The organism is Brevundimonas sediminis (genome assembly GCF_048799765.1).
Lineage (GTDB): Bacteria > Pseudomonadota > Alphaproteobacteria > Caulobacterales > Caulobacteraceae > Brevundimonas.
The window spans coordinates 107,007-128,635 of the sequence record NZ_JBLYQK010000006.1 but is presented as its reverse complement, the minus strand read 5'-3'; the positions used below and the strand labels follow the sequence as shown (position 1 = coordinate 128,635).

22 protein-coding genes and 1 pseudogene are annotated in these 21,629 nt (G+C 67.3%); 19 read left to right on the top strand and 4 right to left on the bottom strand.

Features of this window, described 5'->3' with window-relative positions; genetic code table 11:
• Positions 1-7: 7 nt before the first annotated feature.
• Positions 8-1,375, bottom strand: coding sequence for an MFS transporter (locus ACLQ7T_RS05815; RefSeq protein WP_420478563.1), 1,368 nt, complete (start codon positions 1,373-1,375; stop codon positions 8-10).
• Positions 1,376-1,494: 119 nt separating this feature from the next.
• Between ACLQ7T_RS05815 and ACLQ7T_RS05810 the strand changes: the two genes are divergently transcribed.
• The 4 genes from ACLQ7T_RS05810 (at position 1,495) to ygiD (ending at position 4,322) form a co-directional block, all read left to right on the top strand.
• Positions 1,495-2,421: a D-alanyl-D-alanine carboxypeptidase family protein gene (locus tag ACLQ7T_RS05810; RefSeq protein ID WP_420478562.1), complete on the top strand. Its 927-nt coding sequence runs from the start codon at positions 1,495-1,497 to the stop codon at positions 2,419-2,421.
• Positions 2,421-2,876, top strand: a complete 456-nt coding sequence (locus tag ACLQ7T_RS05805; protein ID WP_420478576.1) for a hypothetical protein — start codon at positions 2,421-2,423, stop codon at positions 2,874-2,876. Before ACLQ7T_RS05810 ends, ACLQ7T_RS05805 begins: the two co-directional genes overlap by 1 nt.
• Before the next feature lie 83 nt (positions 2,877-2,959).
• Positions 2,960-3,562, top strand: a complete 603-nt coding sequence (gene wrbA / locus ACLQ7T_RS05800) for an NAD(P)H:quinone oxidoreductase (RefSeq protein WP_420478561.1) — start codon at positions 2,960-2,962, stop codon at positions 3,560-3,562.
• Positions 3,563-3,566: 4 nt separating this feature from the next.
• Positions 3,567-4,322 (top strand): 4,5-DOPA-extradiol-dioxygenase, encoded by a 756-nt coding sequence (gene ygiD / locus ACLQ7T_RS05795; protein WP_420478560.1) that lies wholly within the window; start codon positions 3,567-3,569, stop codon positions 4,320-4,322.
• Here ygiD and ACLQ7T_RS05790 read toward each other — a convergent pair whose 3' ends face one another.
• Both ACLQ7T_RS05790 and ACLQ7T_RS05785 read right to left on the bottom strand, forming a co-directional pair.
• Positions 4,323-4,718: a DoxX family protein gene (locus tag ACLQ7T_RS05790; protein ID WP_420478559.1), complete on the bottom strand. Its 396-nt coding sequence runs from the start codon at positions 4,716-4,718 to the stop codon at positions 4,323-4,325.
• 77 nt (positions 4,719-4,795) lie between these two features.
• Positions 4,796-6,349, bottom strand: a complete 1,554-nt coding sequence (locus tag ACLQ7T_RS05785) for an AMP-binding protein (protein ID WP_420478558.1) — start codon at positions 6,347-6,349, stop codon at positions 4,796-4,798.
• 172 nt (positions 6,350-6,521) lie between these two features.
• Here ACLQ7T_RS05785 and lipA point away from each other — a divergent pair.
• From lipA to lpdA, 15 genes and pseudogenes are all read left to right on the top strand, one after another.
• Positions 6,522-7,487, top strand: a pseudogene (lipA, locus tag ACLQ7T_RS05780) (lipoyl synthase); the annotation flags it as partial.
• A gap of 7 nt (positions 7,488-7,494) precedes the next feature.
• Complete coding sequence (locus ACLQ7T_RS05775) at positions 7,495-7,950, top strand: type II toxin-antitoxin system RatA family toxin (protein WP_420478557.1); 456 nt, start codon at positions 7,495-7,497, stop codon at positions 7,948-7,950.
• Positions 7,947-9,089: an NAD(P)/FAD-dependent oxidoreductase gene (locus tag ACLQ7T_RS05770; protein ID WP_420478556.1), complete on the top strand. Its 1,143-nt coding sequence runs from the start codon at positions 7,947-7,949 to the stop codon at positions 9,087-9,089. Before ACLQ7T_RS05775 ends, ACLQ7T_RS05770 begins: the two co-directional genes overlap by 4 nt.
• Before the next feature lies 1 nt (position 9,090).
• Positions 9,091-9,609, top strand: a complete 519-nt coding sequence (locus ACLQ7T_RS05765) for a GNAT family N-acetyltransferase (RefSeq protein WP_420478575.1) — start codon at positions 9,091-9,093, stop codon at positions 9,607-9,609.
• Positions 9,609-10,124 (top strand): GNAT family N-acetyltransferase, encoded by a 516-nt coding sequence (locus ACLQ7T_RS05760; RefSeq protein WP_420478555.1) that lies wholly within the window; start codon positions 9,609-9,611, stop codon positions 10,122-10,124. The genes ACLQ7T_RS05765 and ACLQ7T_RS05760 overlap by 1 nt, the downstream gene beginning before the upstream one ends.
• A gap of 121 nt (positions 10,125-10,245) precedes the next feature.
• Entirely contained in the window at positions 10,246-10,428 is a 183-nt protein-coding gene (rpmF, locus tag ACLQ7T_RS05755) for a 50S ribosomal protein L32 (protein WP_056449735.1), read from the top strand.
• A gap of 106 nt (positions 10,429-10,534) precedes the next feature.
• Positions 10,535-11,128 (top strand): hypothetical protein, encoded by a 594-nt coding sequence (locus ACLQ7T_RS05750; protein WP_420478554.1) that lies wholly within the window; start codon positions 10,535-10,537, stop codon positions 11,126-11,128.
• 124 nt (positions 11,129-11,252) lie between these two features.
• A complete protein-coding gene (eno, locus tag ACLQ7T_RS05745; protein ID WP_420478553.1) occupies positions 11,253-12,530 on the top strand; it encodes a phosphopyruvate hydratase in 1,278 nt (425 codons plus the stop codon).
• 114 nt (positions 12,531-12,644) lie between these two features.
• Positions 12,645-12,974 (top strand): FtsB family cell division protein, encoded by a 330-nt coding sequence (locus tag ACLQ7T_RS05740; protein ID WP_420478552.1) that lies wholly within the window; start codon positions 12,645-12,647, stop codon positions 12,972-12,974.
• 114 nt (positions 12,975-13,088) lie between these two features.
• Positions 13,089-14,108, top strand: a complete 1,020-nt coding sequence (gene pdhA / locus ACLQ7T_RS05735; RefSeq protein ID WP_420478551.1) for a pyruvate dehydrogenase (acetyl-transferring) E1 component subunit alpha — start codon at positions 13,089-13,091, stop codon at positions 14,106-14,108.
• 3 nt (positions 14,109-14,111) lie between these two features.
• A complete protein-coding gene (locus tag ACLQ7T_RS05730) occupies positions 14,112-15,464 on the top strand; it encodes a pyruvate dehydrogenase complex E1 component subunit beta (protein WP_420478550.1) in 1,353 nt (450 codons plus the stop codon).
• The gene (locus ACLQ7T_RS05725; protein ID WP_420478549.1) at positions 15,461-15,778 is read left to right on the top strand and encodes a DUF5076 domain-containing protein; all 318 of its coding nucleotides are present in this window, start codon (positions 15,461-15,463) and stop codon (positions 15,776-15,778) included. The genes ACLQ7T_RS05730 and ACLQ7T_RS05725 overlap by 4 nt, the downstream gene beginning before the upstream one ends.
• Positions 15,775-17,055: a pyruvate dehydrogenase complex dihydrolipoamide acetyltransferase gene (locus ACLQ7T_RS05720; RefSeq protein ID WP_420478548.1), complete on the top strand. Its 1,281-nt coding sequence runs from the start codon at positions 15,775-15,777 to the stop codon at positions 17,053-17,055. The genes ACLQ7T_RS05725 and ACLQ7T_RS05720 overlap by 4 nt, the downstream gene beginning before the upstream one ends.
• Before the next feature lie 15 nt (positions 17,056-17,070).
• Complete coding sequence (locus ACLQ7T_RS05715) at positions 17,071-17,550, top strand: glutathione peroxidase (RefSeq protein ID WP_420478547.1); 480 nt, start codon at positions 17,071-17,073, stop codon at positions 17,548-17,550.
• Positions 17,551-17,552: 2 nt separating this feature from the next.
• Positions 17,553-18,959 carry a dihydrolipoyl dehydrogenase gene (lpdA, locus tag ACLQ7T_RS05710; RefSeq protein WP_420478546.1) on the top strand — a complete coding sequence of 469 codons (1,407 nt, stop codon included), beginning with the start codon at positions 17,553-17,555 and terminating at the stop codon, positions 18,957-18,959.
• Positions 18,960-19,134: 175 nt separating this feature from the next.
• Here the strand turns inward: lpdA and ACLQ7T_RS05705 are convergent, their stop codons facing one another.
• The gene (locus tag ACLQ7T_RS05705; protein ID WP_420478545.1) at positions 19,135-21,186 is read right to left on the bottom strand and encodes a TonB-dependent receptor; all 2,052 of its coding nucleotides are present in this window, start codon (positions 21,184-21,186) and stop codon (positions 19,135-19,137) included.
• Positions 21,187-21,629 lie beyond the last annotated feature (443 nt).

Genomic DNA, 21,629 nt, shown 5'->3' with positions numbered 1-21,629 from the left:
GCTTCACTCAGGTCGTCGGGGTGGCGTCGCGGGCGTCCAGCGCCTTGCGGATCTCGCCGTGTCGCTGCGCCGTCAGGGGATAGCCCTTCAGCACCCAGGCCGAGGCGGCCATCAGCAGGGCGGGGACGAGGATGAAGAGCACCTGCAGGGCGATCAGCGACATCTCGCTGTTGCCCTCCGGCCCGGGGTCGGCGCGGAATCCGACGAGCTGCAGGATCAGATAGGGGACCAGGGCGATGACGTGGCCGATCTTGGTCGTCGCCGACAGGATGGACAGCATCAGGCCGGTGCGATCGACGCCCGTCTCGAAGCGTTCCTCGTCCCCGGCGTCGGCCATCATCGCGCGGGTCAGGAACAGGCCGGCGGCATAGGGCAGGCCGGCGATGAACATGACCACGGCGGTCAGGACGAAGTTGTGCCCGGGCGCCAGTGTCGCCCCGAAATACAGAACGGCCGACACGATCCCGGCGATGGCCAGGCCCCGGTCCTTGCCAACCCGCGTGGCCAGCCACGCCCAGAACGGGGCCCCGCACAGGCCGCCGATGAAGTAGAGGACCATCAGCGGCCCGGCCTGGGCATGGTCGTAGCCCTTGATCTGGCCGAAGAAGAAGAACAGCAGCGAGCCGGTGATCCCCGGCGCGATGCCCAGAAGCAGGTCGGCGAACAGCAGCTTGCGCACCACCGGCTTGCGGAAGAGCGACACATAGGCGGCGAGGCTGCCATGGGGCTGGCCTCCGCCGGTGGTCGGTTCGGGAACGGCCAGCAGCGCCAGACCCACCGTCACCGGCAGGGCGATGACGATCGCCCAGCCCATGATCCGGACGCCGTCGGCATAGGTCCCGATGCCGGTCTTCTCGACGACCGTGGGCAGGATCAGGATCAGCACCACGCCGATGATGTTGAAGACCTGCCACCAGCCGTAGACCCGGCTGCGTTGGTCGTACTCGGGCGCGAGGACGGCGGCCCAGCCCAGCTGGCCGAGGGTGCCGATCGAGAAGCCGAGATACAGGACCAGCAGCCAGGCGAAGAGGAAGACGGGACCCGCGCCCGGCTGGACGACGACGAACATCATATAGGCCGCCAGCATCAGGATCGGCGTCGAGACCACCATCCACGGGCGGTAGCGGCCCCAGCGGGTCTTCGTCCGGTCCATGGCCCAGCCGATGAAGGGGTCGAAGGTGATGTCGATCAGGCGCACGGCCATGAAGACGGCGGCCACCACGCCCAACTCCAGCTTGACGAAGGTGGCGTAGAACTCCGGCAGGGTCACCGGCAGGGCGACGCCGAAAGCGGCCAGCGGCAGGCAGACGGTGGAGAAGGCCGCCAGAACGGCGTTGGAGCGGCGCACGGGTGCGGACGGGGGCAAATCGGTCATGGCGCGATCGGGACACGGTCCCGAGTCGACCGCCGCCCTACCATGCCGTCTTTGACGTCCGTGGGCGAGGCCTGCGAAGGGTCTTGCCCGGACCACCTTCGGGAGGCCAACATTCGCCGATGAACCGGGGTGTCCTCCTGTCGAAACGTCTGGCCTGCGCGGGTCTGCTGATGGTCGCCGTCATTGCGTCCGAGGCCACGGCGCAGACGCGCCCCCACGACCCGTCGCGCGACCCGCCGGGCGGGGAGACCTGCGGCGCGGACACGCTGGAATGGGCGGCGCCCGTGCTCGCCAACGCCCTGTCCTTCCAGCGGATGGAGTGGACGCCGTTCGGTCCGGCCGAGGTCGGCTGGGAAACCTATCTCCCGCTCATACAACAGGAATTGCGCACCGACTGCGATCCGGCCACGGCCCGGTTCGCGCGGCGTCTGGCCGAGTTCCAGTACAGCCACGGGCTTCCGGCGACCGGCTGGTTCGACGCGGCCACCTTCGCCGTCTTCCGCGGGGTCTGGCAGGAGCGGCGGCCGTTCATCATGGCCCGGGTCAACCAGCAGCCATGCCCCGATCCGCCGCCGCTGTACCAGCTCGGCTATCTGGTCGCGTCCGAGGAACACGCCGACCGGCTGACCCGCCTGCTGCGTCGGGACGTGCTGGACGCCTACCGCGCCCTGGTCGAGGCCGCCCGGGCCGAGGTGCCGGAGGTCGCCGCCAATCCGGAGTTGCTGCAGATTTTCTCGGGCTTCCGTGACCCGGAGGCCGACGCCGCCCGCTGCGCCCAACAGGGCAATTGCGACGGCCTGCGGCGCGCCGCCTGTTCGCCGCACCGCACCGGGACAGCCGTCGATCTCTATGTGGGGCAGGCGCCGGGGCTGGGCGTGGACAACACCTCGGCGGCCAGCCGGCTGTATATGAGTCGGACCGTGACCTATCGCTGGATGGTCCGGAACGCGGGGCGGTTCGGCTTCGTGCCCTACGTCTACGAGCCCTGGCACTGGGAGTGGGTCAGCCCGACCGGCGGTTATGTCGGGCCGCCTCCGCCGGGGTGATGCGCGCGCTGACGCCCGGCGAGATCGACCTCGCCCGCGAGACCTTCGGCAAGGCGCTGGACTATCGGGGGATCCGCTTCCTACGGTCGCCCTGGCCGTTCGACCGCGCCTTCGTGCCCGGGCGATGGTTCGGGCGGGACTGGATCGTCTGGCCGGCAGCGACCCTGCCTCGCGATCTGTCGACCGCGCCGCTCCGGCTGCAGTCCACCTTCATTCACGAGCTCACCCATGTCTGGCAGGCGCAGCGGGGAGTGAATCTGCTGACCGGCAAGCTGAGGGCAGGGGACGGTCCCGCCGCCTACGCCTATCCGGTCGCCCCTGACTGCCAGTGGGAGCGATTGAATATCGAGCAGCAGGCCATGGTGGTCGAGCACCGCTTCCGGCTCTCGCGCGGCCTCGACGTCCCGGGCGACAAGGCCTTCTACGACCGCGTCTGCCCCATCACTCCCCGCTGAATTTGCTTCGCCCCCTTGCGTGAGGTCGCGGTTCACCCGAAATAGGCACTGAGACAGTTGCTTTTAACGACAGGAGAGGCCTGATGGCTCGCGTTCTCGTTCTTTATCACTCGACCTACGGCCATATCGAAACCATGGCCGAAGCCGTCGCCGAGGGCGCGGGTTCGGTCGAGGGCGTCACCGTTGACATCAAGCGTGTGCCGGAAACGGTGCCGGAAGAGCTGGCCAAGGCCTCGCACTACAAGCTGGATCAGAAGGCCCCGATCGCCGTGATCGACGACCTGAAGAACTATGACGCCATCATCATTGGCGCCGGCACCCGCTTCGGCTCGGCTGCGTCGCAGATGCGCGCCTTCCTCGACCAGGCCGGCGGCCTGTGGTTCACCGGCGCCCTGATCGGCAAGGTGGGCGGCGCCTTCACCGCCAGCGCGACCCAGCACGGCGGTCAGGAAAGCACCTTCCAGGGCCTGCATAACTTCTTCATGCACCACGGCATGCCGGTGGTCGGCCTTCCGTATTCCTATCAGGCCCAGATGACGCTGGATTCGGTCGAGGGCGGCTCGCCCTACGGCGCCACCACCATCACCGCCGGCGACGGCTCGCGTCAGCCGAGCGAGATTGAACTGGGCGGCGCCCGGTTCCAGGGTCAACACATCGCCGAACTGGCGAAGAAGCTTCACGGGTAGGACGATGCGCCAGCCGGCGATCTTTTTCGGTCACGGGTCTCCGATGAACGCGCTGGGCGGTCCCTATGCGGACGCCTGGCGCGCACTCGGCGAGGCCGTGGGCAAGCCGAAGGGCGTGGTGATGATCTCGGCCCACTGGGAAACCGGCGGGCTGGGTGTGACGGCGCAGGCAAATCCGGAAACCATCCATGATTTCGGTGGGTTCACCCCCGAACTGCATGCGATGCAGTATCCGGCGCCGGGGTCGCCGGAGCTGGCGGCCCGGGTTTCGGCCCTGACCGGCGCGATCCGGACCGACCAGTGGGGTCTGGACCACGGCGCCTGGTCGGTGCTGGTTCACGTCTGGCCGCAAGCCGATGTGCCGGTGGTGCAGTTGTCGCTGAACCGACGGCTGTCGACCCGCGAGCATTTCGAGCTGGCGAAGCGCCTGACTCCGCTGCGGGACGAGGGAGTCATCATCGCGGGCTCGGGGGACTTTGTTCACAACCTGAGAACCTGGAAGCGTTCAGGCGGCGAACCCTATGACTGGGCGATCAATTTCAATGAGGCCGTCAAGTCCGCCTTTGTTCGCGGAGACGATGAAGCCCTGATCGACTGGGTTCATCTGGCGGAAGACGCTCAGCTGAGCGTGCCGACCGATGAGCATTATCTGCCGCTGCTCTACATCGCCGCCCAGCGCGCGCCGGGCGACGATGTGAGCTTCTTCAACGACGTCATCGAGGGCGGCTCGATCTCGATGACGGGCGTCCGGATCGGCTGATCAGGCCTTCTTCGCCATGACGGCGTCGACCGACCAGGGGCCGGCGCCCGCGGCCGCGAAGTACAGCCAGACGAAGCAATACAGGGCGATCGTTTCGCCGCCGCTGGTGATCGGGAACGGCCCCATGCCGGCGTGGATCGCCCAGTAGCCGACGGCGCAGAAGCCCGAGGCCAGGAAGGCCACCGGGCGGGTGAACAGGCCGATCACCAGAAGCAGGCCGAAGACCAGTTCAAGCGGGCCGGACAGGCCAGCGAGGCTGAGGCCCGGCGGCGGCACACCCTCAACAGCCGGGAAACCGAGCACCTTGGCCGTGCCGTGGCAGAGGAACAGCAGCCCCGCGACGATGCGCAGGACGCTGAGAAGCTGCGGCTGGTAAGGCGATAATTTGTTGAACATTGAACCCTCCCTCTCTTGTCAGAGGCGGGCACTGTGGGCCGGAGTCGGCTCGTCGCACAATGTTCGGTCTTCGGGCCTCAGGCGGCCCGGTCGAGCTCGGCCATCTGCTGGATCGCGACATAGTCGGTCTTGCCGGTGCCCAGCACCGGGACGTCGTCCACGCGCATGATCTTCTTCGGAACAGCCAGTTCGGGCGCACCGTGCTCGCGGGCCCACTCGGCCAGGCGGGCGACGTCGGCGTCCTTGCGGTCGGTGACCAGCACCAGTTTCTCGCCCTTGCGGCTGTCCGGGATGGAGACGACGGCGTGGCGGGCCTCCGGCCAGACAGCGCTGGCCAGACCCTCGACGGCGGTCAGGGACACCATTTCGCCGCCGATCTTCGCAAAGCGCTTCACCCGGCCGAGGATGGCGATATAGCCCTCCTCGTCGATATCGACGATGTCGCCTGTGTCGTGCCAGCCGTCCTTGAGGGGCTCGATGGCGCGAGGATCGTCGGGCGACAGATAGCCTTCCATCACATTGGGACCGCGCAGGTACAGACGGCCGCCTTCAGCGATGCCGGGCACCTCCTCGAGCTTCCATTCCATGCCGGGCAGGATCTGGCCGACCGAGCCCGGGCGGTTGCGGTCCGGGTGGTTGACGGCCACGACCGGCGCGGCCTCGGTCGCGCCGTAGCCCTCCAGCAGCTTGAGGCCGTGGAAGCGGGTGTTGAACAGGTGGTGGGTCTCATCGCGCACACGCTCGGCGCCGGCGACCACGAACTGAAGGCTGTCGAAATCGTCCGGACCGGCCACGCGGGCGTACTGGTTCAGGAAGGTGTCGGTCGCGAACAGGATCGAGGCCTTCACCTGCGGGATCAGTTCGACAATCTGCTTGGCGTGCAGGGGGGAGGGGTACTGGAAGGCCTTCATGCCCTGCAGCAGCGGCAGCAGGACACCGCCGGTCAGGCCGAAGCAGTGGAAGGTCGGCAGCGGGTTGAACATCACCCACTCCGGCTTCAGGTCGATATGCTGGGCGACCTGGCGACAGTTGGCGACGAGGTTGGACTGGCTGAGCACCACGCCCTTGGGCGCGCCGAAGCTTCCGGAGGTGAACAGGACCACGCCCGGCCCGGACGGATCGGTCTTCACGCGGAAGCGCCGGGGCATCAGGCCGGCGGCGAGGCCGTACAGCTTGTCCGGAAGGCCGATGGTCTCGCGCACGTCGTCGAGCCAGACGACCTCAGCCACGGTCTCGATGTCGGCGATCAGCTCTTCCAGCTTGGCCTGCTGGATGAAGCGCTTGGCGGTCAGGACCTTCTTGACGCCCGCGGCGGCCAGCGCCGCCTTGATGTTCCGCTCACCGGCCGTGAAGTTGATCATTACCGGCACCCGCCCGTGGGCATGCAGGCCGTAGAAGGTGACGACCACGCCCATGCTGGACGGCAGCAGGATGCCGACGCGCTCTTCCGGTTCGGTCATGGCGGCGATCTTGCGCCCCAGGACGAAGGCGGCGCGGATCAGGCCCGTATAGGTCAGCGGCTTGCGATCCTGGTCTTCCAGGATTTCCTTGTCGCCGAAGGTCTCGCGCGCGGCGATCAGGGCGTCAAAAATACCTTCGTCGCCGATCGTGGCTTCCAGCGGTACGCGCAAAACTCAGTCCTCCGTCGACGCGTTGTGCCCGCGCCCTTGTCTTGAGCGGGGGAAACTAGTGCGGGGCGATCCCGATGAAAAGATGCGTTACCTTGCGTGAGGTTCCCTCGCGCCTTGCCTTCGCCGCACGGAAAGACGACATACCGCCTTCAAGCCTCCGGAGCCCGAGCCCGCCTTGGTCACCCTGATCGACACGTTGAAGAAGACGCCGTCCGAACTGCGTCACCCGGAAAAGCAGAACCGTCCGGAGACGGCGGTGCTGAAGAAGCCGGACTGGCTGCGCGTGAAAGCGCCCGGATCCGGCCAGTACAACGCGACCAAGGATATCGTCCGCTCCAAGGGCCTGCACACGGTCTGTGAAGAGGCGGCCTGCCCGAACATCGGCGAGTGCTGGAGCCAGAAGCACGCCACGCTCATGATCATGGGCGATACCTGCACCCGCGCCTGCGCCTTCTGCAATGTGAAGACCGGCCTGCCGCAACCGCTGGACCCGGAAGAGCCGGTCAAGGTCGGCCTGGCCGTCCAGCAGATGGGGTTGAACCACGTCGTGATCACCTCGGTGGACCGCGACGACGTGTCCGACGGCGGCGCCGCCCACTTCGCCGAGGTGGTGCGCCAGATCCGCCTGCAGGCGCCGAACACCACCATCGAGATCCTGACGCCCGACTTCCTGCGCAAGGACGGGGCGGCCGAGGTGATGATCGACGCCCGTCCGGACGTCTTCAATCACAACCTCGAAACGGTGCCGCGCCTGTATCTGAAGATCCGGCCGGGCGCCCGCTATTTCCACTCGCTGCGCCTGCTGCAGATGGTCAAGGAGCGCGACCCCAACCAGTTCACCAAGTCCGGCATCATGGTCGGCCTGGGTGAGACCAAGGAAGAGGTCATGCAGGTGATGGACGACATGCGATCCGCCGGCGTCGACTTCATCACCATCGGCCAGTACCTGCAGCCGACCCGCAAGCATGCGGCCATCGAGCGCTTCGTCACGCCGGAAGAGTTCAAGGCCTATGAGGCGATCGCCCGGGCCAAGGGCTTCCTGATGGTGTCGTCCAGCCCGCTGACCCGCAGCTCGCACCACGCCGGCGACGACTTCGCGCGGCTGAAGGCGGCGCGTCTGGCGCAAACGGGGCGCTGAGCCCCGCTTGGCCGTTCACCGCGTCACGAAAGTCCTGCCCTATCAACCGGATCAGCTGGCCGAGCTGGTCGCGGATGTGAAGGCCTATCCGGCCTTCGTGAAGTGGGTCACCGGTATGCGGACGTGGAATCCGCGCGAGGAGCGGCCGGGCGTGACTGTCGTGGACGCCGAAGCGTCCGTGGGTTTCTCCTTCCTGACCGAGCGGTTCTCGACCTGGGTGCGGCATGACCGCAATGCGCCGCTGGTCGAGGTGGGGCTGTTGCGCGGTCCGTTCCGGCATCTGAAGAACCGCTGGCAGTTCTTCCCCGATCCGAAGGGAGCGCGGGTGGAGTTCATGATCGATTTCGCCTTCGCCAATCCGCTGCTGAACGGCATGCTGCAGGCGAATTTTGATCGCGCGGTCTCGGCCCTGATGAGCAGTTTCGAGGCTGAGGCGGCGCGCCGGTACGGACCCAAGGGATGAGCCTTCTGCGGGATCGCTTTGACTTCACCGGTTTCGACTTCGACGCGACGGTGGTCGGCGCCGGCGCGGTCGGTCTGGCGTGCGGCCGCGCGCTGGCGAAGCGGGGCCTGTCGGTGCTGGTGCTCGAGAAGGAACCGCACATCGGTCAGGGCGTGTCCTCGCGCAACAGCGAGGTCATCCACGGCGGGCTCTACTATCCGACGGGCTCGCTGAAGGCGAAGTTCTGCGTCGAGGGCCGCCGGGCGCTCTACGCCTTCCTCGACAGCCACAAGGTCGATTACCGCAAATGCGGCAAGCTGGTCGTGGCGACCGAGGAAGCCGAGGTCGAGCGGATCGAGGCCATCTTCCAGCAGGCCAGCGCCAACGGCGTCGAGGGGCTGGAGCATCTGACCGGAGCGCAGGCGCGGGCCTTGGAGCCGGGGCTGAATGCGCACGCGGCCATCCTGTCCCCGGAGAGCGGCCTGTTCGCCAGCCACGACTACATGCTGGCGCTGCAGGGCGAGATCGAGGACGCGGGCGGCTCGGTCGTCCTGTCCACGCCGTTCGAACGGGCGGAGGCCCTGCCGGACGGCGGCTTCCGCGTCACGGCGGGAGGCGAGGGCGGGGCGATCCTGACCACGGGCCTGCTGGTGACCGCCCCGGGGCTGGGCGCGCAGGAGGTGGCGTCCCGTATCGAGGGCTATCCGGCGGACCGCATCCCCAGGGGGCATTTCGGCAAGGGCGTCTATTTCCGGCTGACCGGCAAGGCGCCGTTCGAGCGGCTGGTCTATCCGCCGCCCATCCCCGGCGCCCTGGGCACCCACTACCGCAAGGATCTGGGCGGGCAGGCGGTGTTCGGGCCGGACCTCGTCTATGTCGAGAGCGAGGATTATTCCGTCGATCCGGCCAAGGCGTCCGAGTTCGAACACTATATTCGCCGCTTCTGGCCGGGCCTGCCCGAGGGCGGTCTGACGCCCGACTACGCCGGCATCCGCCCCAAACTGCACGGCAAGGGCGAGCCCCAGCCGGACTTTCAGCTGCATGATCGCTATGTGCACGGGATCGACGGCCTGGTCTGCCTGTTCGGGATCGAGAGTCCTGGCCTGACCAGTTCGCTGGCCATCGGCGAGGCGGTGGCGGAGATGGTGACGCTTGACTGAGATGATGATCCGGGACGCGACGCTCGCCGACCTCGAACCCCTGCATGCGCTGGTGGAGAGCGCCTATCGCGGCGACAGCGCCCGGCGCGGCTGGAGCCACGAGGCCGACCTCCTGGACGGTCAACGGACCGACGCACAGGAGCTGAAGGCCCTGCTGTCCGACGGCGCGCAGGTGGTGCTGGTGGCCGAGACGTCCGGGAAGCTGGTCGGATGCGTGGTCGCCGCCGACAAGGGGCGGGGGACGGCCTATCTGGGCATGCTTTCGGTCGATCCGGACCGTCAGGCCGGTGGTCTGGGACGGCGGCTGGTCGCCGCGGCGGAGGCGGTCGCGCGCGAGCGATTCGGCGCCGGGCGGATGGAGATGACCGTGATCCACAGCCGGGCCGAGCTGATCGCCTGGTATGAACGCCTCGGCTACGGCCTGACCGGCGAGCGGCGACCGTTCCCGATGGAGGACCCGCGATTCGGCCTGCCGCGGGTGGATGATCTGACCTTCGTGGTCCTGACGCGCGACCTCTGATGGAAATCCGGACGCCTCGCCTGTTGCTGCGGTCGGCCCGCCCGGAGGATCTGGCGGCCATGCACGCGGTCCTGTCCGACCCGAGGGCGACCGAGTGGTGGTCCACGCCGCCCCATGCCGATCTGGCGCAGACCGAGGTCTGGCTGGCCGGCATGATCGCCAATGGCGACCGACACCCGGACTTCGTCATCGAGCGCGACGGCGTGGTGATCGGCAAGGTCGGCTTCTATGCCCCGCCGGACATCGGCTACATCCTGCATCCCGATCACTGGGGGCTGGGGCTGGCGGGCGAGGCGGCGCAGGCCGCGATCGACCATGTGTTCACCGTCACGGACCTTCAGGCCCTCACCGCCGACGTCGATCCCGACAACGCCGCATCGATTCGTCTGCTGGAGCGTCTGGGCTTCGTCCGGACCGGTTTTGCGGAGCGGACATGGAATGTCGGGGGCGAGTGGAAGAACAGCTTCTACTACGGGCTTTCGCGGTCTGACTGGCTCTTGCGCGCTCCGGCCTGATCGCCCCTTGAACTCCTGGACCGGTTCAGGCATAAGCCCGCGCTCGCAAGGCGGCTCTGAACGGGCCGCCGCTATTGTTTTCGCGCCTTCATCGGCGCCCGACCAGAAGATTGAGACGGAAATGGCCGTTCCGAAGCGCAAAGTATCGCCCTCGCGTCGCAACATGCGCCGCGCCCACGACGCCCTGGGCACCAACGCCTACGTCGAGGACAAGGACACCGGCGAGCTGAAGCGCCCGCACCACATCGACCTGAAGACCGGCACCTATCGTGGCCGTCAGGTCCTGACGCCGAAGGAAGACTAGTCTTCCGAAGGCTCCGGTTTCGGCCGGACGAAGATTTTTGCGGCGCGCGGGGCTCTCGCGCGCCGTTTTCGTGCGTTGATGGTCCGGGAAACTCTCTGGAGGGATCATGATCCGCCGAATTCTGCTGACCGCCGCCGTCCTGTCCGTCGCCGCCTGCAACGCGCCGGAGGACGCCGCCGCCCCGCCTGAATCCGCCCCGGCGCCCGCGCCTGAAGCGCCGGCCCCCGTCGCGGGCGACGTGCTGACCGCCAACGGCTTCGGCCCGCTCAGGATCGGGATGTCGACGGCGGAGATCGAGGCGGCCCTGGGTCCGGACTCGAACCCGGGCGCTGTGGGCGGCCCGGACCCGGACAGCTGCGACACGTTCCATCCGACCCGCGCGCCGGACGGGCTGATGGTGATGACGAACAACGGCGTTCTGGCCAGTGTCTGGCTGACACGCGATGCGACGACGCCCACCGACCGCGGGTTCCGGATCGGCGACGAGGCAGCTGCGGTCAAGGCCGCCTATGGCGCTGCCGCCGTGGTCGTTCCGCACAAGTATGAAGCGGCGCCGGCCGAATACATCACGGTCTGGGCCACGGCGGATCACACCGGCCCGGCGGCCCGCGGGATCAAGTACGAGATCGGCGGCGATGGCCGGGTCCAGGCGATCGCGGGCGGCGGCCCGTCGATCGAATACGTCGAGGGATGCGCCTGACGGCGGCCGGCGGCTCCGCCCCTGGCGGAGCCGCTGATCCGGTGTGATCGCCTTCCTTGCCGGGGCGGGGCCTGACGGGCTAAACGCGGCGTCTGAACGTCGTCCCGCAAAGCAGAGCCACCCCATGACCGACATCGCCGAAATCGTCGCCCGCCAGATCCTCGACAGCCGGGGCAATCCGACGGTGGAGGTGGATGTCATCCTTGAGGACGGCAGCTTCGGCCGCGCCGCCGTTCCGTCGGGCGCCTCGACCGGCGCCCACGAGGCGGTTGAGCTGCGCGACGGCGACAAGGACCTGTGGGGCGGCAAGGGCGTCCAGAAGGCCGTCGACGCCGTCAACGGCGAGATTTTCGACGCCCTGTCCGGCATGGACGCTGAAGACCAGCGCCGCATCGACGAGACCCTGATTGGCCTGGACGGCACGGCCAACAAGGGGCGTCTCGGCGCCAACGCCATCCTCGGCGTCTCCCTGGCCTGCGCCAAGGCCAGCGCGGTGTCGTCGAACCTGCCGCTTTACCGCTACCTGGGCGGCGTCACGGCCCGCATCCTGCCGACCCCGATGATGAACATCATCAACGGCGGCGCCCATGCCGACAATCCGATCGACATCCAGGAGTTCATGATCCTGCCGACCGGGGCCGAGGACTTCTCCGAGGCCCTGCGCATGGGGGCGGAAATCTTCCACGCCCTGAAGAAGTCGCTGAAGGACGCCGGTCACAACACCAATGTCGGCGATGAGGGCGGTTTCGCCCCCAACCTGCTGTCGGCCGAGGCGGCGCTGGAGTTCATCACCAAGGCCGGGCAGTCGGCGGGCTATCTGGCCGGCGAGGACTTCCACCTGGGTCTCGATGTCGCCTCGACCGAGTTCTTCAGGAACGGCAAGTACGAACTGACCGGCGAGGGCAAGAGCTTCGACGCGGACGGCATGGTCGGCTACCTGGCCGATCTGTGCGAGCGGTTCCCGATCGTCTCGATCGAGGACGGCTGCGCCGAGGACGATTTCGACGGCTGGAAACTGCTGACGGACCGCCTGGGTGACCGCGTGCAACTGGTCGGCGACGATCTGTTCGTGACCAATCCGGCGCGTCTGGCGGCGGGCATCGGGGAGGGGCTCGCCAACTCGATCCTGATCAAGGTCAATCAGATCGGCACGCTTTCGGAGACCCTGGATGCGGTCGAGATGGCCCACCGCGCCGGCTACACGGCCGTCATGAGCCACCGGTCGGGCGAAACCGAGGATTCGACGATCGCCGATCTGGCCGTCGCCACCAACTGCGGTCAGATCAAGACCGGCTCCCTGGCGCGTTCGGACCGCACGGCGAAGTACAACCAGCTGCTGCGAATCGAGGAACTGCTCGGCGATCAGGGGCAGTATTTCGGCGACGGCATGCTGCTGAAGTAAGGGGCGTCGGCGCGTCGGAGTTTGGCCGTAGAGTCTACGGCCAAGCTACGGTTCGTTAGGGCTTTTCGGTCATAACTCGTCAACTGCGAGTACGCGCTCAGAAGGAGCGATCGAATGCCTGAACGGATGAAGCCCTACATTCCCTCCTGCGTCCTGTTGCTTCTGGTCGCCTATCTGGGCGTTCAGGCCCTGACGGGCGAGCGCGGGCTGCTGAGTGGCGGCGAGCGCGACGGCCTTCTGGTGCGTCGCGAGGCGCAACTGGCCGATATTCTTGAGCAAAGACAGGATCTGGAAGTGCGTGTCCGCTATCTGCGGAACGGCAGTCTTTCGCGCGATCTGCTGGAGGAGCGGGCCCGTGCGGTCCTGGGCTTCGCGGACCCTCGCGACTATGTGATCCGCGTCTCGGTCCCGGCCGAACGGAACGTCAAGCCGCACAACTCGTGAACTTTGGTTACAGCTTCACTGGGTCGCTTTGCGTTTCCGGATCGAAGGCTGCTAAAGCCCCTTTCCGTAACGACAAGCGTCCCTGCCTAGCGGGGTCCCACCGGGAGATCACGGATGGCGAAAGCCCCCGCCGCGAAGACTGATTCAAAGAAAATTCCAAACGGTCCGGCCGCCTCGAAGGAGGACCTTCTGCGGTTCTACCGCGAGATGGTTCTGATCCGCCGTTTCGAGGAGCGCGCCGGACAGCTGTACGGCATGGGCCTGATCGGCGGCTTCTGCCACCTGTACATCGGCCAGGAGGCCGTGGCGGTGGGTGTTCAGGAGAGCGTCAAGCAGGGCCACGACAAGATCATCACCGGCTACCGTGACCACGGCCACATGCTGGCCGCCGGCATGGATCCGAAGGAGGTCATGGCCGAGCTGACCGGACGCATCGGCGGCTCGTCCAAGGGCAAGGGCGGTTCGATGCACATGTTCGACGTGCCGACCGGCTTCTACGGCGGTCACGGCATCGTCGGCGCCCAGGTGGCGCTGGGCACCGGCCTGGCCTTCGCCGGCAAATACCGCGGCGATGACTCGGTCGCCTTCGTCTATTTCGGCGACGGCGCCTCGAACCAGGGTCAGGTCTACGAGAGCTTCAACATGGCGCAGCTGTGGAAGCTGCCCGCCATCTACATCATCGAGAACAACCAGTACGCCATGGGCACGAGCATCGAGCGCTCGTCGTCCACGACCGAGCTGTTCAACCGCGGCGCCAGCTTCGGTATTCCGGGCGAACAGGTCGACGGCATGGATGTGCTGGCGGTCCGTGACGCCACCGCCCGCGCCGTCAAACGCGCCCGCGAAGGCGGCGGTCCCTACATCCTCGAGGTGAAGACCTACCGCTACCGCGGCCACTCGATGTCGGATCCGGCGAAATACCGGACCAAGGAGGAGGTCGACGAGGTCAAGAAGACCCGCGATCCCATCGATCACATCAAGCTGCTGCTGGAGCAGGCCAAGGCGTCGGAAGACGAGCTCAAGGCCATCGACAGCGAAATCAAGGCGATCGTCGCCGAAGCTGTGCAATTCGCCCAAGAGAGCCCGGAGCCCGATCCGTCCGAGCTCTATACCGACGTCTACGTGGAGGCCTGATCCGTGACCGACATTCTGATGCCGGCGCTGTCCCCCACGATGGAAGAGGGCACGCTGACCAAATGGCACATCAAGGCGGGTGACGTCGTCTCCCCCGGCCAGGTGATCGCCGAAATCGAGACCGACAAGGCCACGATGGAAGTCGAGGCCGTGGACGAGGGCGAGGTGCTCGAGATCCTCGTCGCCGAGGGCTCCGAAAACGTGAAGGTCAACACGCCGATCGCCCGTCTGGCGGGCGAGGACGGCGCCGCTGCGCCGGCCCCGAAGGCCGACGCGCCGAAGGCTGAAGAGGCTCCCAAGGCTGACCCGGCACCGGCCGATGCGCCGGTCAAGCCGACCGTTGAGCTGAAGGACCCGGAAATCCCGGCCGACGCCAGGCTGGTGAAGACGACCATCCGCGACGCCCTGCGCGACGCCATGGCCGAGGAGATGCGTCGTGACCCGGCCGTCTTCCTGATGGGCGAGGAAGTCGCCCAGTACCAGGGCGCCTACAAGGTCAGCCGCGAACTGCTGCAGGAGTTCGGTGACCAGCGCGTCGTCGACACCCCGATCACCGAGCACGGCTTCGCCGGCCTCGGCGTCGGCGCCGCCATGGCGGGGCTGAAGCCCATCGTCGAGTTCATGACGTGGAATTTCGGCATGCAGGCCATCGACCACATCATCAACTCGGCCGCCAAGACCCTGTACATGTCGGGCGGCCAGATCCGTGCGCCCATCGTGTTCCGCGGCCCGAACGGCGCCGCGTCGCGCGTGGCGGCCCAGCACAGCCAGGACTATTCGGCCTGGTATGCGCAGGTGCCGGGCCTCAAGGTCATCGCGCCGTATGACGCGGCCGACGCCAAGGGGCTGCTGAAGGCGGCCATCCGCGATCCGAACCCGGTCGTCTTCCTCGAGCACGAGATGATGTACGGCCTCGAGTTCGACGTGCCGGACGTCGAGGACTATGTCCTGCCGATCGGCAAGGCCAAGGTCCGTCGCGAGGGTACGGACGTCACCATCACGGCGCACAGCCGTATGGTGGGCTTCGCCCTGCAGGCGGCCGAGCAACTGGCCGACGAAGGCATTTCGGTCGAGGTCGTCGATCTGCGCACCTTGCGCCCGCTGGACCATGAGACCGTCGTCAACAGCGTCAAAAAGACCAGCCGTCTGGTCTCGGCCGAGGAAGGCTGGGGTCCGATGGGCGTCGGCGCCGAGGTCGTGGCGCGCGTGATCGAACATGCCTTCGACTACCTGGACGCCCCGCCGCTGCGCGTGCACCAGGAAGACGTGCCGCTGCCCTACGCCGCCAATCTGGAAGCGCTGTCGCTTCCGGGCGTCGACAAGATCGTCAAGGCCGTGAAGCAGGTGATGGCATGAGCGGCCCGGACGAGTTCCACCTGAAGGTCCCGGACAGCATCGCCGCTGATCCGGAGGCCGTTGAAGTCATCCGGATCTGGTGGTCGCAGGGCGAACCGGTCATGTCCGTGAAGCCGGCCTTCAACAACCCCGCCCAGTTCGGCGAACTGTTGGCGATCGCCGCGCGTCACATGGCCTACGGCTATGCCGTTCGGCACGGCCACAATCAGAAGGAGGCCTACAACCGCATCCTTCAGGGCCTGAGCGAGACCATCAAGGCGGACAACATCGCAACCGTCGCCGAACCGACTGCGCCGAGCGGGAGCGTGCAATGACCGATATTCTGATGCCCGCCCTGTCTCCGACCATGGAGGAGGGCGTCCTCGCCAAATGGCACGTCAAGGCCGGCGATGTGGTCAAGGCCGGTGACGTGATCGCCGAAATCGAGACCGACAAGGCCACGATGGAGGTCGAGGCCGTCGACGAGGGCGAGATCACCGAGATCCTCGTGGCCGAAGGCTCCGAGGGCGTGAAGGTGAACACCCCGATCGCCCGTCTGAAGGATGAGGGCGGCGCCGCGGCTCCGGCCCCGAAGGCGGATACGCCCAAGGCCGCTGAGGCGCCCAAGGCCGAAGCCGCCGCGGCTGCCCCGAAGGCGGAGGCCCCGAAGGTCGCGCCGGCTCCGGCCGCGCCGAAGGCCGCCGACGGCGGTCGTCTGTTCGCCTCGCCGCTGGCGCGCCGTCTGGCCGCCCAGGCGGGTCTGGACCTGACCATGGTCAAGGGCACCGGTCCGCATGGCCGGATCGTCCGTCGTGACGTCGAGGCCGCGGGCAAGGGCGGCGCCAAGGCCGCTCCGACCGCCGCCGCCTCCGGCATCGCCTCGCGTCCGGTGCAGTCTCTGGCCCAGATGGGGATCCCGGACGGCAGCTATGACCTGATCCCGCTGGACGGCATGCGCAAGGCGATCGCCCGCCGCATGGTCGACAGCATCCAGCAGGTGCCGCACTTCCCGCTGTTCATCGACGTGGAGCTGGACGCCCTTCTGGCGGCCCGCGCCAAGGTCAATGCGCTGCTTGAGAAGGACGGCGTGAAGGTCTCGGTCAACGACTTCGTCATCAAGGCCGCCGCCATGGCCCTGAAGGCGGTTCCGGAGGCCAACGCCAGCTACACGCCCGAAGGCATCGCCATGCACCACAACGCCGATGTGGCGATGGCGGTGGCGATCGACGGCGGCCTGATCACGCCGATCATCCGCAAGGCCGAAACCAAGTCCCTGTCGCAGATCGCGATCGAGTCCAAGGACCTGGCGAAGCGGGCGCGCGACCGCAAGCTGAAGCCGGAAGAGTTCCAGGGCGGCACCTTCTCGGTGTCCAACCTGGGCATGTTCGGCATCAAGTCGTTCTCGTCGATCATCAACGAGCCGCAAGGCGCGATCATGAGCGTCGGGGCGGGCGAGCAGCGCCCGGTCGTCAAGAACGGCCAGCTGGCCGTCGCCACGGTGATGACCGTGACGATGACCTGCGATCACCGGGTCGTCGACGGCGCGACGGGCGCCCGCTTCCTGCAGGCCTTCAAGCCGCTGATCGAAGATCCCGTGACGATGCTGGCGTAGGGGCGAGGGCAGGGCATGACCTCGGTCTATGACTTCACCGCGACCGGCATCGACGGGACCGAGGTCCCGCTGTCCCGGTTCGCGGGGAAGGCCCTGCTGATCGTCAATGTCGCCTCGCGCTGCGGCTTCACTCCGCAGTACGAGGGACTGGAGGCCCTGTCCCGCGACCTGGCCGATGCGCCGTTCGCGGTGCTGGGCTTTCCCTGCAACCAGTTCGGGGCGCAGGAGCCGGGGCGGGCGGACGAGATCGCCAGCTTCTGCTCCACGACCTACGGCGTCGACTTTCCGATGTTCGACAAGATCGAGGTCAACGGCCCCAACCGGCACCCGCTCTATGACTGGCTGACCGGCCAGAAGAAGGGGCTGCTCGGCACTCGCGACGTGAAGTGGAACTTCACCAAATTCCTGACCGACCGGGAGGGCAGGGTGGTCGCCCGCTACGCGCCCCAGGTCGAACCCAAGGCCATCAAGGCCGACATTGAGAAGTTGATCTGACCATGGCTGCTGAATTCGATCTCGTCATCATCGGTTCGGGCCCGGGCGGCTATGTCGCCGCCATCCGCGCCTCGCAACTGGGCCAGAAGGTCGCCATCGTCGAGCGCGAGAACCTGGGCGGCATCTGCCTGAACTGGGGCTGTATCCCGACCAAGGCGCTGCTCAAGTCGGGCGAGAAGTACGAGAGCCTGGGCCATCTGAAGGACTACGGCCTGTCGGCGACGGGCGCGTCGTTCGATTTCGACGCCATCATCCAGCGCTCGCGCGGCGTCGCGGCGACGATGAACAAGGGCGTCGCCTTCCTCATGAAGAAGCACAAGGTCGAGGTGATCGAGGGCTCGGCCAAGCTTGAGAAGGCCGCGGGGACGCCCAAGGTCGTCGTCGCCCTGAAGGCCGGCGGTTCGCGCACGGTCGAGGCGAAGAACGTCATGCTGGCCGTCGGCGCCCGCGCCCGCGCCCTGCCGCAGATCGGCCTTGAGGCCGACGGCGACAGGATCTGGGCCTATCGCGACGCCCTCGCGCCCAAGAAACTGCCCAAGACCTTCGTGGTCATCGGCTCGGGCGCCATCGGCCTGGAGTTCGCCAGCTTCTACCGCGCCCTCGGCGCGGAGGTGACGGTTGTCGAAGCCGTCGAGCGCATCATGCCGGTCGAGGACGAGGAAGTCTCCAAGGCCGCCCAGAAGGCGCTCGAGAAGCGCGGCATCAAATTCCGCACCGGCGCCAAGGTGACCAAGGTCTCCAAGACCGCTGCGGGCGTGAAGGTGGACATCGAGGTCGGCGGCAAGGCCGAGGCGCTGGAAGCCGAGGTCTGCATTTCGGCCGTGGGCATCACCGCGAACACCGACGGCATCGGCCTGGAGGCGCTGGGCGTCGAACTGGACCGCGGCCACATCAAGATCGACAGCCACTGCCAGACCAATGTGAAGGGCGTCTTCGCCATCGGCGATTGCGCCGGCGCGCCCTGGCTGGCGCACAAGGCCTCGCATGAGGGCATCCACGCCGCCGAATACATCGCCGGCTTCAAGACCCCGAACGTCGTTTCTCCGATCGCCGGCTGCACCTACACCCAGCCGCAGGTCGCCTCGGTCGGCGTGACCGAACAGGCCGCCCGCGCCGAGAAGCGTGAGGTCAGGATCGGCCGCTTCCCGTTCCGTGTGAACGGCAAGGCCGTCGCCGCCGGCGAGACCGAAGGCTTCGTGAAGACCATCTTCGATGCGAAGACCGGCGCCCTGATCGGCGCCCACATGATCGGCCACGAGGTCACCGAAATGATCCAGGGCTACGTCACCGCCATCACCATGGAGGCGACCGAGGAGGACATGCACGGCATCGTCTATCCGCACCCGACCATGTCCGAGGCCATGCATGAGGCCCAGCTCGACGCCTACGGCCGCATGCTGCACATGTAGGCTTCGCCGCAAGGCCGACGCCGGAAAGGGGCTGATCTCCGGATCAGCCCCTTTTCTGTTTTTTCGGGCTCGTCCGGCGCCCTCGGCCAGGACCCGGCCGGACGGGTCGTCCCCCAACGAAAAACGCGGACGCTTCCGGGGAAGCGCCCGCGCTCTCGGGGGGAAGGGGACGGGATCAGAAGCGGTAGCTGACGCCCACGCGCAGGTTCCGGCCGGGTTGCGGCGCGATGTCCTTCAGGAAGGAGGCGTGTTCACGGGCCTCCTCATCCGTCAGGTTCCGGCCCTCGGCGAAGAGGGTGACGTTCCGGTCTCCGAACGGACGCCAGGCGCCGAACAGATTCACCAGGGTGTAGCTGTCGGTCGGGAGTTCGAACTCGGCCACCTCGTCCTGCTTGCCGACATGACGCACTTCCAGCGAGACGTCGAAGGGGCTGGACGCGTATTTCACCCGGCCGGTCACCGAGTAGGGCGGGATGCGCGCCGCCGGCCCCAGGTCGGTGTCGGCGTCGACATAGTCGGCCGCGCCTTCAAGCGTCACCACCCGGTCGCCGGAAGTCCAGACGTCATAGGCGACCTCGGCCTCGACGCCGCGGAAGTCGGCGTCCGTCTGGACGTAGGCGAAGATCGGGAACTCCTCGATCTCGCCGTCCTCGTCGAACTCGAAGGTGGCGCCGGTGTCGCGCAGGTCGATATAGCCGTCGAATTTCGAGGCATAGACGTGGATATCGCCGCGGAAGGCGCCGCGGTCATAGTGCGCCGTGCCCTCGATGGTCGTGACCTTCTCGCTGCCGAGGGTCGGATCACCGGTCTCATAGGCCGCCGTCGCGATGTGCAGACCGTCGGCGAACAGTTCGACCTCGGACGGCGCGCGCTCGTTGTGCGCCAGGCTGACGCCCAGGAACAGGCCGGGCGCCGGCTTCACGAAGGCCGCCGCCGACGCGGACCAGTTGTCGAAGTCGCGCTTGACCGCGCTCGTCGTACCCAGCGGGGTCGCGTCCAGGCTGCGACGGTCGTAGCGCAGGCCGCCCTCGAAGCCGTAGCCGTCAAGGTCGAGGCGCTGGACCACATAGGCGCCGATCTCGTCGATGTTGCTGGTCGGAATGTAGGCCTCGTCGCCGAAGGCCGAGAAATCCCGCGACAGCACCTGCAGGCCGATCGCGCCGTTCCAGCCGTTTTGGTTGCGCTGGATCAGGTCAACCCGGGCTTCCTCGCCTTCCGAGCGGAAGACGGTGCCGGGCTCGCCGACGTCCTCGAACTCGGTGTGGGTGTAATCGGCCTGGCCGTAGGTGGCGCGCACTTCGCGGAACGGACCGCTGTCGAAGCGATAGCCGCCGCGAACGTCGAACCGCTGCTGTTCCAGCTCGATGAAGACATTTTCCTCGGCCACGGTGCCGTAGGTGCTGTTGGTTTCCTTGTAGGACGCGCCCAGGAAACCGTTATCGCCGATATAGGACGCGCCGACGCCGTAGGCTTCCAGTTCGGAGAAGCTGTTGGGCAGAGAGCCGGTGTCGTCGCGGGCCACGCCTTCCGCATCCGCGAGGCGCTGCGAGATCGCAGGGGAGGGGATGTCGTAGTTGTCCGCATCCTTCTTCAGGGCGTCCAGATGCAGCACGAAATTGCCGAGGGCGAACTCACCGCCGCCGGAGACCAGCGAGCCGTTGTCCACCGTCGATCCCTGCGCGGTCAGATGGCCCGAGAAGCCGTTCTCGGGGAGCTCTTCCGGGATGCGGCCGTCGAGGATGTTGACGACCCCGCCGATGGCGGTGCCGCCATAGATCAGGGTCGAGGGGCCGCGAATGATCTCGATCCGGTTGGACTCGGCCGGGTCGGCGGCGACCTGGTGGTCCGGAGACACGGAAGAGGCGTCGATCAGGCCGACGCCGTTGGTCAGCACCTGCACGCGTGGGCCGGTCAGGCCGCGAATGACCGGACGGCTGGCGCCCGGGGCGAAGGCGGTGGAGCGCAGGCCCGGCGTCCCGTTGAGCAGGTCGCCCAGCGACGCCGCCGGCGCGACGGCCAGAGCCTGCTCGTCCACGACGGTTGTCGCGATGGTCGTGGCGCTCTGGCTGACGCCGTAGGGGGCGCCGGTGACTACCACGTCGTCGAGCTGCGAGGGCTCGGCCTGGGGCGAGGCCTGCTGCACGGTCTGGGCGGCGGCGGCCCCGGCGAGCGCCATCCAGCTGGCAGCCGCCAGCAAAATCGGGCGGGAGGCGTGACGAAGGGGCATGGCGAACTCGGAAAAATGAACGGTCAGGTGATATGAAATAACATATCTCCAGCCGCAAGCCTGATCGCCATGACAATTCCGTAATGTTGGCGTGGAGGCCGTGCTCGGGCGGGACCCTGTGGCCGTGGTGGGACGGCTGTCTCCGGAACGGAGGTAGGGTCCCGGCGACAGATGCGAGCCGACAGCCAGGCCGCGGCTCAAGGCCGCCCGGTGGAAGCCCCGGACGTGGGTGCATCCGGAGCGCTGTCGAGCCCTGGCTTGAGGGCTCGGCGCCGTTGTGATGTTTATCGCCTAAGATATATTATGCGAAATAACCGCCGTGACTGTATGGAGCCAAATCGCGGTTCATGGCGGCTTCCGGCGGCCTTCCCGGTCGTCGGCGCGCATCCGGACGCGTTGTTCGTTCGTAGACGTCGCTGAAGGCGGCGATCGCGCGGTCCTTC